Annotated in this window: 6 protein-coding genes; 4 read left to right on the top strand and 2 right to left on the bottom strand. The window is 74.8% G+C overall.

Annotated features, from left to right (window positions below; genetic code table 11):
* Positions 1-10: 10 nt before the first annotated feature.
* Positions 11-4,681, bottom strand: coding sequence for a non-ribosomal peptide synthetase (locus GL259_RS34535; RefSeq protein WP_159537317.1), 4,671 nt, complete (start codon positions 4,679-4,681; stop codon positions 11-13).
* Between the two features lie 520 nt (positions 4,682-5,201).
* Here GL259_RS34535 and GL259_RS34530 point away from each other — a divergent pair.
* The 4 genes from GL259_RS34530 to GL259_RS34515 all read left to right on the top strand — a co-directional run bounded on the left by GL259_RS34530 (position 5,202) and on the right by GL259_RS34515 (position 10,113).
* Positions 5,202-5,888, top strand: a complete 687-nt coding sequence (locus GL259_RS34530) for a phytanoyl-CoA dioxygenase family protein (RefSeq protein WP_243762481.1) — start codon at positions 5,202-5,204, stop codon at positions 5,886-5,888.
* Positions 5,888-7,111, top strand: a complete 1,224-nt coding sequence (locus tag GL259_RS34525; RefSeq protein WP_159537315.1) for a thiamine pyrophosphate-dependent enzyme — start codon at positions 5,888-5,890, stop codon at positions 7,109-7,111. Before GL259_RS34530 ends, GL259_RS34525 begins: the two co-directional genes overlap by 1 nt.
* A 71-nt stretch (positions 7,112-7,182) precedes the next feature.
* On the top strand, positions 7,183-8,151 hold the full coding sequence (locus GL259_RS34520) for an alpha-ketoacid dehydrogenase subunit beta (RefSeq protein WP_159539208.1): 969 nt from the start codon (positions 7,183-7,185) through the stop codon (positions 8,149-8,151).
* A gap of 327 nt (positions 8,152-8,478) precedes the next feature.
* Positions 8,479-10,113 carry an ABC-F family ATP-binding cassette domain-containing protein gene (locus GL259_RS34515; protein ID WP_159537313.1) on the top strand — a complete coding sequence of 545 codons (1,635 nt, stop codon included), beginning with the start codon at positions 8,479-8,481 and terminating at the stop codon, positions 10,111-10,113.
* Positions 10,114-10,179: 66 nt separating this feature from the next.
* Here the strand turns inward: GL259_RS34515 and GL259_RS34510 are convergent, their stop codons facing one another.
* Positions 10,180-11,370 (bottom strand): cytochrome P450, encoded by a 1,191-nt coding sequence (locus tag GL259_RS34510; protein WP_159537311.1) that lies wholly within the window; start codon positions 11,368-11,370, stop codon positions 10,180-10,182.
* Between the last annotated feature and the right edge of the window lie 220 nt (positions 11,371-11,590).

The following is an 11,590-nucleotide window of genomic DNA, read 5'->3' as shown; positions in this document are numbered from 1 at the left end:
CGGGACACGGTCACAGCGTTGCCTCGTCTTCCTGGTCCAGTTCGCCTTCGAAGTCGTCTATGTCGGCCTGACTGAGGTTCACGAGCGGCAGGTCCGAGGGCGAGCGGCCGCCCGCGCCCCCGGTGGCGGTGTGCGTGACCAGGGCGCGGAGCAGGGCGAACCAGCCCTCGGCCAGCTCCCTGACGTCCTGTTCGCTCCAGAGCGCGGCGGGCCAGGACCACAGCGCGACCAGCCGGGGGCCGCCCGGTCCGTCCTGGGTGTAGGCGTTCAGCTGGAGCGGCCTGCCGAACGGCAGGGCTCCGTCCACCGAGCCGCCCAGCGGCGGCGACTCGGGCGCGGGCGCCCAGTCGGTGCCGTCCGGCGGGGCGAACCGGCCGAGGTAGTTGAAGCAGATCTGCGGGCGGGTGCCGTCCGCCAGCAGGGGGGCGGTGGTGTCGTCGAGGTGGCGCAGCAGGCCGTGGCCGAGGCCGTGCCGGGGCAGGGCGCGCAGCTGCTCCTTGACCCGTTTCACGGCCCGGCCGAGGGCCGGGCCGCCGGACCTGAGGGCGGCGGGGTCGGCCAGGCCGATGTCGAGCCGGACCGGGTAGAGGCTGGTGAACCACCCGACGGTGCGGGAGAGGTCGCCGCCGGTGACGCTCTCGTCGCGGCCGTGGCCCTCGACGTCGACGACGAGGGCGGTGGCCTGCTGGCCGCGCTCGCGGCGCCAGGCGGTCACGGCGGCGGCCAGCGCGGTGAGGAGGACGTCGTCGATGTCCGCGTGGAACGCGGCGGGGACGGCGGTGAGCAGCGGGTGGGTCGTCCCGGCCGGCAGCTCCAGGGTGACCAGGCGGCCGGTGGCGGCCGTGTCGCGCGCCGGGTCCGGGGGCACGGCGGTGGGCAGCGGTTCGGCGGGGCGGACGACGGAGCGCCACAGGTCCAGTTCCCCGTGCACGGCCGGGGTGCGGGCCAGCTCCGCGAGCCGGTGCGCCCAGTGCCGGAACGACACGGGAACCGGGTCGAGCCGGGGGGCGCGCCCGGCGCGGACCGCCTGCCACGCGGTCGCCAGGTCGGCCGTCAGGACGCGCCAGGAGACGCCGTCCACGGCGAGATGGTGTGCGGTCAGCACGAGCCGTCCCGGCCGGCCGGGACCCGCGTCGCACCAGACGGCGCGCAGGACGTCGCCTGCGGCGGGCCGCAGTCGCCGGTCGGCGGCCTCGCTCTCGCGTGCCACCGTCTCGCGCAGTGCCCCGGGCCCGAGTCCGCTGACGTCGACGCGGTGGACGCGGTCGGCGGCGCGGACGGAGCCGGGCGGCGGGATCTCGGGCCGCCAGCCGCCGTCGGGGCCGGTGGTCAGGCGCAGCCGGAGCATGTCGTGGTGGTCCAGCAGGGTCTGCAGCAGGACGGTGAGCCGCGGCTCGTCCAGGTCCGCGGGGGCGCGCAGCACCACCGACTGGCTGAATCCGTCCACGGGGCCGCCCAGTCCGCGCAGCCAGTGCATGATCGGGGTGGCGGGGAAGGGGCCGGTGCCGTCCAGGCCGGCGGGCCGCTCCTCGTCCTTCCCCACCTCGCCGGCGACGGCGGCCAGCCGGGCCGCCGTACGGTGTTCGAACACGTCGCGCGGGGAGAGCAGCAGCCCGGCCTTGCGGGCCCGGCCGGCGAGCTGCATCGACATGATGCTGTCGCCGCCCAGGGCGAAGAAGCTGTCGTCGATGCCGACGTCCCGGGCGCCGACGACCTCCTGGAAGAGCCGGACGAGCAGCCGCTCCCGCTCGTCGCGGGCCGCCCGGCCGCCGGCTCCGGTGACGACGGGCGCCGGCAGCGCCTGGCGGTCGACCTTGCCGTTGGCGTTGCGGGGCAGCGCGTCGAGCACCACGCACGAGGCGGGCACGAGCGGGGCCGGCAGGCGCCGGGCCAGGTGGTCGCGCAGCACGCCCGGATCGGGCCGGCGGCCCGGGACGGGCACCGCGTACGCCACGAGACGGGGAGCGCCGGGTGTGTCCTCACGGGCCGTCACGTACGCCTGCGCCACGTCGGGGTGCTCCTCCAGCGCGGCGCGGGTCTCGCCGGGCTCCACCCGCTGCCCGCCGATCTTCACCTGGTCGTCGGCGCGTCCGAGGAAGTCCAGGGCGCCGTCCGGACGCAGCCGCACCAGGTCACCGGTGCGGTACAGGCGGCCGCCGGGCGGTCCGAAGGGGTCGGCGACGAAGCGGGCCGCGGTCAGGCCGGGCCGGCGCAGATAGCCCCGGGCGAGCATGACACCGCCGATGTAGAGCTCGCCGGTCACGCCCGGCGGCACCGGCCGCAGCCAGGGGTCCAGCACATGGGCGCGGGTATGGGGCAGGACGGTGCCGATCGGTGCGGAGCGGGGCCAGGCGGCCGGGTCGGGACCGAGGGTCGCGGCGGTCACCACGTGGGTCTCGGTGGGGCCGTAGAGGTTGTGCAGCCGCCGTGCGGGGTGCCGGTGGAAGAGGCGTTTGACGGCGTCCGTCGGGGTCAGGGCCTCGCCGGCCTGGACGATGTGGCGCAGGGCGGGCAGGTCGCGGTCCTGGGCGGCGGCCGCCTCGGCGAGTGCCTCCAGGACGGTGTGGGTCGTGTAGAGGTGCCGGGCCTCGTCGCGTTCCAGCCAGTCCAGGAGTTCGTGCGGGTCGTGCCGGGCGGCGTCGGTGGCGACCGTGAGGGTCTGGCCCTGGGTGAGCGCGGAGAGCATCTCCAGCGGGGCCGGGTCGAAGGCGAGGGTGGAGAACTGGGAGACGGTCTCCCCGGCGGGGGCGGGCACCGCGTCCGCGTACCAGGCCATCAGGTTGAGCAGGGGCTCGGCGTGCATCTCGACGCCCTTGGGGCGGCCGGTGGAGCCGGAGGTGTAGAGGACGTAGACGAGGTGGTCCGTGGTGAGGGGGGCGGTGCGGTCGGCGTCGGTGAGGTCGGCGTCGGAGTGGGCGGCCAGTTCGGCAGCGCAGGCCGGGTCGTCGAGGACGACGGCCGTGGTGTCCTCGGGCAGCCGCTTGCGCTCGGCGGCGGTGGTCACCACGGCGACCGGTGCGGCGTCCCGCAGCAGGAAGGCGATGCGCTCGGCCGGGTAGGTGGTGTCGACGGGGACGTAGGCGGCGCCGGCCTTCAGGACCGCGAGGAACGCGACGACCTGGTCGGCCGAGCGGGGCAGGGCGAGCGCCACCGGGGTCTCGGGCCCGGCGCCGAGCGCGACGAGCAGCCGGGCCAGCCGGTTCGCCCGGGCGGCCAGTTCCCGGTAGGTCAGCCGGGTGTCCGCGCAGACGACCGCGGTGGCGTCCGGGGTGCGCGCGGCCTGGCGCTCCAGCAGGGCGGGCAGGGTGGCCCGCGGGTACGCCGGTGCCGTGGCGTCGGGCGTGTGCGTCACCGCCGTGCGCTCGTCGTCCGTGAGCAGGTCGAGGGCGGCGGCGGGCCGGTCCAGGCCGTCGGCCAGGGCGTGCAGCACCTTCAGCAGGCGGGCGCCGATGCCGCGCACCACCTCCGGGCGGCACCGGCCGGGCCGGTGCTCGACGCGCAGCCGCAGCCGTTCGCCGGGGATCACCACCAGGCTCAGCGGGTAGTGGGTGGCGTCGCGCACCTCCAGGCCGGCCAGGGTCACGCCGTCGGCGCGCAGGTCGAGGGCGCCGGGGTCGAGGGGGTAGTTCTCGAAGACGACGAGGGTGTCGAAGAGTTCGCCGAGCCCGGCCGCGCGCTGCACGGCGGCCAGACCGGCGTACTGATGCTCCGTCAGGCTTCCCTGGCGTTCCTGGAGTTCGGCCAGGATCGCGGCGAGGGACCGGTCGGGGCGGGCGCGCAGCCGGATCGGCACGGTGTTGATGAACAGACCGACCATGGAGGCGGAGCCGGGCACCTCGGGCGGCCGGCCGGAGACCACGGCGCCGAAGGTGACGTCGGCGGAGCCGGTCAGGGCGCCCAGCAGCAGTCCCCAGGCTCCCTGGACGAGCGTGTTGAGGGTGAGTCCGTGGGCGCGGCCCCGCGCGGTGAGCGCAGCCGTGGCGCGCTCGTCGAGCTCGACGTACTCCTGGCGCGCGGCCTCGCCGTTCCCGTCCGTGCCCGGCACGGCGACCGTGGTCGGCCGGTCCAGCCCCGCGAGCTCCCGGCGCCATGCCCGGGTGTCGGCCTCGGTGTCCCGGGCGTGGAGCCAGGCGAGGTGGTCGCGGAAGGCGGGCGGGGCGGGCAGGGCCGTCTCGTCGCCGCCGGCGTCGTACAGGGCGAACAGGTCGGCCAGCAGCAGGGGCATGGACCAGCCGTCGAACAGCAGGTGGTGGTGGCTGAGGACCAGCCGGTGGTCCCGCGGGCCGAAGGTGACCAGGGCGCAGCGCAGCAGGGGCGGCCGGGCCGGGTCGAAGCGGCGGACCCGGTCGGCGGCCAGCAGCCGCTCCAGCGCCTCCTCCCGGCCGGACGGCGCGGTGTCCGTCAGGTCGTGCTCGGTCCAGGGGACCGCGGCCTGCCGGGGAACGACCTGCACGGCCCGTTTCATGCCGTCCTGCCAGAAGCCCGCCCGCAGGTTGGGGTGCCGGCGCAGCAGGCCGTCGACGGCGGCGCGCAGCCGCGCGGGATCCGGCCCGCCGCGCAGGTCGAGGACGAACTGCACGACGTAGACGTCGGCGGCGCGCTCGTCGTAGAGGGCGTGGAAGAGCAGCCCGTCCTGGAGGGGGGTCAGGGGCAGCACGTCCATCGGTCCCGTCCGCGTCACAGCGTCTCCTCCGCTCGCGTTCCGTCCGGCCGCACGGCCCTGGGAATTGATCCGCAGCATCGTCACAAATAGCGCTGACTCTGCACTGACGAACGACTGACAAGACGCCTGCACATAAGGGGAGGCGCGCCGGAATTACCCCGCTCCGCGCTTTCGCGTCTTTCCGGGCCACCGCCGTCTGCTAGGCTCCCGACGCATTGGACCACCTGCCGGACGTGCTCCCGCGAGCATGTCGGAAAGCGGCTTCGACGGACCACCTCCCCGGCCCTCCCCGCAGGTATTTCACGACGCCGTGCGGACCGTGCCGGGAACCGGACACGATGGGTGACGACGATGCTCAGTCCAGCGCAGATCACCGACTACCGATCCACCGGATTCCTGCTCACCGACAGCGGGATCGGACCCGCGGACCTGGAACGCGTCCGCGAGGAGGTCGCCCGCCTGGAGGGGGTGGAACACCCCGGGCGCGTGATGGAGAAGGACGGCACGACCGTGCGCGGGCCTGCACGGCTGTCACCAGGTGAGCGAGCTGTTCGGCCGGCTGGTCCGGCTGCCGCGGATCCTGGAGGCGGCACGGCAGCTGGTCGACGGCGACGTGTACGTCCACCAGGTGAAGGTCAACGCCAAGCGGGCGCTGTGCGGCGATGTGTGGCCCTGGCACCAGGACTACGTGTTCTGGCAGCACAAGGACGGCATGCGGCGGCCGCTGGCGGTCAACGCGGCGCTTTTCCTGGACGAGGTCACCGAATTCAACGGCCCCCTTCTCCTCATCCCCGGTTCGCACCGGAAACCGGTTCCGCAGAACCTGCCGGAAAACGGAGGAGAACCGGAATCGAGAATCACGGGAGCTGAATCCGGAAAGACATCCGGCGCCGGATCCGATCACCGCGGGAAGACGTCCGGAAAGCAGGACTGGCTCTCCCAGCTGTCGGCCGACCTGGATTTCCGGCTGCATGCCGAACAATTGACGTCGCTGGTGGCGGAAAGCCGCATCACGTCCGCCACCGGGCCGGCCGGGGCGCTGCTCTTCTTCGATCCGAGGATCGTGCACGGCTCGGGCACCAACATGGCGCCCTCCGACCGGCGGGTCGCCCTGTTCACCTACAACAGCGTCGCCAACCCGCTCGCCGAGGTGCCCTCGCCCCGGCCGGAATTCCTGGCGGCCCGGGACTACCGGCCGCTGGCCCCGCTGTCCGGGGCGCTGTGATGGGGTCGGGCACCGCCGCCTCGGCCCCTTCCGCGCCGGGCACCGCCACCGCTCCGGCCCCTTCTGCGCCGGTCGCGGCGGCGGACGGTCCCGGGGCCGGCGGGGGGCCGGCCGTCTGGCGTCCGGGGGCCGACGGACCGCTGCGTGATCCGGCCCCGCTGCTGCCCGACCCGGCGCCGGTGCGTGTCCTCGGCACGCCCGCGGCCGACGCGGTCGACCCCGGGTGGGCGCGCACCCTGCACCAACGGCTGGTCGTGGGACGGCGGTTCAACGAGCAGGCCACGGCGCTGGCCCGGCAGGGCCGACTGGCCGTCTACCCCTCCTCCACCGGTCAGGAGGCGTGCCAGGTGGCCGCCGTGGCCGCCCTGCGGGAGACGGACTGGCTGTTCCCCACCTACCGGGACACGCTCGCGGTGTTCCTGCGCGGACACACCGCGGGCGAGACGCTGGCGCTGCTGCACGGCGCCGCGCACAGCGGCTACGACCCGCGGGCCCGGCGGACGGCGCCGCTGTGCACTCCGCTGGCCACCCATCTGCCGCACGCCGTCGGCCTCGCGCACGCGGCCCGGCTGCGCGGCGACGACGTGGTCGCGCTCGCCCTGGCCGGTGACGGCGCGACCAGTGAGGGCGACTTCCACGAGGCCCTCACCTTCGCCGGGGTGCTGCGGGCGCCGGTGGTCTTCCTCGTGCAGAACAACGGCTTCGCCATCTCCGTGCCGCTGGCCCGGCAGAACGCCGCACCCACACTGGCCCACAAGGCGGTGGGCTACGGGCTGCGGGGGCGGCTGGTCGAGGGCAACGACGTCCTGGCGACGTACCGGGTCGTGGCGGAGGCCGTCGCGCACGCGCGTGCGGGGCGGGGCCCGGTCCTGGTCGAGGCGATCACCTACCGGATCGACCCGCACACCAACGCCGACGACCCGCGCCGCTACCGCGCCGACGAGGAGGTCGCCCTGTGGCGCGAGCACGATCCGGTGACCCTGATGGAGGCCCACCTCGGGGCGGCGGGACTGCTGGACGACGCCACGGTGCGCGAGGCCGCGCAGGCCGCCGACCGGGTGGCCGCCGAACAGCGCGCCGCGTTCGCCGACCCCCCGCCGCCGTCCGCGCGGCAGCTGTTCGGGCACGTCTACGCGCGGCCCACCCCGCACCTGCGCGAGCAGGCCGCCGAACTGGCCGCGTGGCGGCGCTCGTTCGCCGCCGGAACCGAGGAGGAGACGTGACCACCCTCGACGAGGCGGACGACACCCGGTCCGCGGCACCGCCGCCCGCCACCGCCGCGACCGGGTCGACGATGGTGCAGGCGCTCAACCGGGCGCTGCGGGACGCGATGCGGGAGGACGACACGGTGTACGTCCTCGGTGAGGACGTCGGCTCCCTCGGCGGGGTCTTCCGCGTCACCGACGGCCTGGCCGCCGAGTTCGGGGCGGACCGCTGCGCGGACACCCCGCTGGCCGAGGCGGGCATCCTCGGCACCGCCGTCGGCATGGCGATGTACGGCCTGCGTCCCGTCGTGGAGATGCAGTTCGACGCCTTCGCCCACCCGGCGTTCGAGCAACTGGTCGGCCACGTCGCCAAGATGCGCAACCGCACCGCCGGCCGGCTTCCGCTGCCCCTGGTGGTGCGGATCCCGTACGGCGGCGGGGTGGGCGGCGTCGAGCACCACAGCGACTCCTCGGAGGCCTACTACGCGCACACCCCCGGCCTGCACGTGGCCACCCCCGCCACGGTGGCCGACGCCTACGGCCTGCTGCGTGCCGCGATCGCCGGCGACGACCCCGTGGTGCTGCTGGAGCCCAAACGGCTCTACTGGGGCCGCGAGCCGTGGTCCCCGGACGAGCCCGTCCCGGTCCCCCCGCTGGGCCGCGCGGTGCTGCGACGCCCCGGCCGCTCCGCCGTGCTGATCACCTACGGGCCCTGCGTACCGCTCTGCCTGGAGGCGGCGCGGGTGGCGGCGGAGCGGGGGATCGACCTCGCCGTGCTGGACCTGCGGACACTGGTGCCCCTGGACGACGACGCGCTGTGCGCCGCGGTGCGCGCGACCGGGCGGGCGGTGGTGGTGCACGAGTCGAGCGGCTTCGCCGGCGTCGGCGCGGAGCTGGCCGCCCGGCTCACCGAGCGCTGCTTCTACCACCTGGAGGCCCCGGTCCTGCGCGTCACGGGGCTGGACATCCCGTATCCGCCGCCGCTGCTGGAGCACCACCACCTGCCGGACGTCGACCGGGTCCTCGACGCGGTCGAGCGACTCCACTGGGACGACTGAGCGCGGACCGCCGGACAGGAGCCACCGGTCACAGGACGGGCGACGGAGGGCGGGCGGCGCCGGAAGGCGCGCAACCGACCGCGGCGCGAAGCGCCTTGGGCCCGGCCGCGACGGCGCCGCGACGGCCGGGCGGGGCGCCGCCGCCCCGCCCGTCCCTTTGCCGCCACGTCCGCCCGGCCGCTACACTCGACCGCATGATCTTCTGAACGGGCAGGCGAGCTCCCCAGCACAGACAGCCATTCGCCCCTTCCCGCATGCCGTCGCCGCCGCTGCGCGCGACCGCGGGTTCCGGGACGCCCTCGACGCGTCCCGTCTGGAGATCTCCCTATGCCTTCTCAGCTCACTCTCTCCGGCGTGTCCAAGGGCTACGCCGACCACCCCGTCCTGGAGAACGTCTCGTTCAGTGTCCGCCCCGGTGACGTCGTCGGCGTCGTCGGGGAGAACGGCGCGGGCAAGAGCACCCTGCTGCGTCTGATGGCGGGCGTGGAGCAGCCCGACGAGGGTGAGGTCGTCGTCGACGCCGGGGCGGGCGTGGGCCTGCTCGGCCAGACGGTCGACCTGCCCCCGCACTGCACGGTGCGCGACGCCGTCGACCGCACCCTGTCGGACCTGCGGGACCTGGAGCGCGCCATCCGTGAGGCCGAGAGCCGGATGGCCACCGCGACCCCCGCGGAACTCGACGCCTACGGCGAGCTGGTGACCCGCTTCGAGGCCCGCGGCGGGTACCGGGCCGACGCCCGGGTCCACGCCCTGCTCGACGAACTCGGCCTCGGACACATCCCGTTCGACCGGGCCGTCGGCGCGCTGTCGGGCGGGGAACAGAGCCGGCTGGTGCTGGCCTGCCTGCTGGCCACCGAACCGGGGCTGCTGCTGCTCGACGAACCCAGCAACCACCTCGACGAGCCGGCCATGACCTGGCTGGAGAACAAGTTGAGGACATTTCCCGGCACGGTCGTCGCCGTCTCCCACGACCGGGTGTTCCTGGACAACGTGACCCACACCGTCCTGGAGGTCGACGGCGAGCGGCGGACCGTCAACCGCTACGGCAACGGCTACGCCGGCTTCCTCGAGGAGAAGGCCGCGGCCCGCAGGCGCTGGGAGGAGGCGTACCGGACCTGGCTGGACGACATGGAGTTCCAGCGGGTGCGCAGCGTCACCACCGCCCACCGGGTGGGCTACGCCAACCGCTTCCACTCCAACAAGCTCCAGTACTTCAACCACGGTCTGCGGGCGGAACGCCAGGTCGGCAGCCGGGTGCGCAACGCGCTGGAGCGGCTGCGGCGACTGGAGAGCAACCCGGTGCCCCGGCCGCCCGACCCGCTGCGCTTCACCGCGGACGTGTCCCACACCGGCGCCGAGGTCGACGGTCCGCTGGTCACCCTGACCGGCGTGGTGGTGCGGGGCCGGCTCCGGGCCGACGAACTGACGATCGCCGCCGACCGCCGGCTGCTGGTGTACGGCCCCAACGGCGCCGGCAAGACCACCCTGCTCAACGTGATCGCGGGCGTACGGCAGCCGGACTCCGGCACGGTGGAACGCCACGGACGCGTCGGCCACCTCCCGCAGGAGGTGACCGTCCGCAACCCCGAGCAGCCGCTGCTGGCCGCGTTCGCCGAGGGACGCGTGGGCACCGAGGACGAGCACCGGGAGCGGCTGGCGTCGCTCGGCCTGTTCCAGCCGGAGACCTTCCACGTCCCGGTGGGGCGGCTGTCGGTCGGCCAGCAGCGCCGGCTGGCGCTGGCCCGGCTCCTGGTGGAGCCGGCCGACCTGCTGCTGCTCGACGAGCCCACCAACCACCTGGCGCTCACCCTCGTCGAGGAGCTGGAGCAGGCCCTGGCGCTCTATCCGGGCGCGGTCGTGATCGTCACGCACGACCGGCGGCTGCGCTCCCGCTTCACGGGGGACCGCGTCGAGGTGCGGGACGGCAGGCTGCTGTCCGAGTCGCCGACACCGTCGGCGTGACCGTGCGGGACGGTTCCCCTCACCCGGGCCCGGCCCGGGTGAGGGGAACCACCGGGTGACGGGCCCCTACCAGGTGACCGGGATCTCCGAGAACCCGCTGAGCATGGAGCCGGGGCTCGACCAGCGCAGGTCCGCGACGTCGGCGGCCAGCCGGATCCGGGGGAAGCGGCGCAGCAACGCGCCGATCGCCACCTGGAGTTCGAGCCGGGCCAGGGCGGCACCGAGACAGAAGTGGATGCCGTGGCCGAGCGCGGTGTGCTGGTTGTCCGTGCGGTCCAGCACCAGGCCCCTGGGGTCCTCGAAGCGCCGCGGGTCCCAGTTGGCGGCCTGGGTCGACGCCAGGACGGCGCTGCCCGCCGGGATGCGGGTGTCGCCGATCGTCACCTCGTCCAGGGTGACGCGGAAGAGGGCGCCGTCCCCGGCCGGGGCGTAGCGCATGAGTTCCTCCACCGCCGACGGCAGCAGTTCCGGCCGCTGCCGCAGCTCCGTCAGCCGGCCGGGGAAGCGCAGCAGCGTCAGCACGCTGGAACCCAGCTGGTTCGAGGCCGGCTCGTACCCGGCGAGCAGCAGGATGAGGGAGAGCGAGCGCACGTCGCGGTCGGTCAGGTCGTCCTCCCGGTCGGCGGTCGCGACCAGGGCGCTCAGCAGGTCCTCACCGGGCTCCTTCCGCTTGGCCACGATGAGGCCGTCCAGGTAGTCCTGGAGGGAGTCGCGGGCCGCCGACCAGTCCTCCATCGAGTAGCCCGTGAGCGACACCATGGTGTCGGCCCAGCCGCGGAACCGGGTCACGTCGTCCAACGGCACCCCGAGCAGCTCACAGATGACGGTGATCGGGAACGGCACCGCCAGGGACTCCACGATGTCGGCCGGCGGGCCCTGGTCCTCCATGGTCTGCAGGAGTCCGTCGACGATCTCCTCCAGCCGGGGGCGCATGCGTTCGACGCGGCGCGAGGTGAAGTCCCGGGAGACCAGCCGGCGCAGTCGTGTGTGCACCGGCGGGTCCGTCGTCATCACGCTCTCGAAGGTCATCTCGGTCAGGCGGGGCGCGCCCGGCAGGTCCTGGCGGACGCTGAAGCGGGGGTCGGAGAGGACGAAACGGACGTCCTCGTACCGGGTGACCAGGAAGCCCGGGTCGCCCGTCGCCATGGTGATCCTCGCGACCCGTTCCGTTTCGCGCAGTTCCTCGTACAGGGGCGGGATCTCGGTCGGGACGGTGCGGTCGAAGGGATAGGGGTGACGCGTCTCGCTGGCGACCATGTCTCTCCATGTGCGTCGGGGTGGCCGTCGGGTGGCCACCGGTGCGGCCGGTGGACGGCCGGGGCGGTGGCCCCGGAGGCGGCCCGCGCGGCCCGGCGGACCTCGTGCCGGGCGCGGCCGGCCGGTGAACCGCCGCGCGGCTCGTCGTCCGTCCCGTGAGTCTCCTCGCCCCCCGTGACACGGCGAGAGGGGCCGCCCGCGGTCCGTCAGGCGGGCATCA

The sequence above is a fragment of the Streptomyces sp. Tu 3180 genome, assembly GCF_009852415.1.
In the GTDB taxonomy this organism is placed as follows: Bacteria; Actinomycetota; Actinomycetes; order Streptomycetales; family Streptomycetaceae; genus Streptomyces.
This window is presented reverse-complemented; position numbering and strand designations above follow the sequence as displayed.

Excerpts from the sequence above, each read along its gene's own strand:
- GL259_RS34525 (WP_159537315.1), top strand. The coding sequence starts at position 5,888 with ATGGGGTCGGGCACCGCCGCCTCGGCCCCTTCCGCGCCGGGCACCGCC.
- GL259_RS34520 (WP_159539208.1), top strand. The coding sequence starts at position 7,183 with ATGGTGCAGGCGCTCAACCGGGCGCTGCGGGACGCGATGCGGGAGGAC.
- GL259_RS34515 (WP_159537313.1), top strand. The coding sequence starts at position 8,479 with ATGCCTTCTCAGCTCACTCTCTCCGGCGTGTCCAAGGGCTACGCCGAC.
- GL259_RS34510 (WP_159537311.1), bottom strand. The coding sequence starts at position 11,370 with ATGGTCGCCAGCGAGACGCGTCACCCCTATCCCTTCGACCGCACCGTC.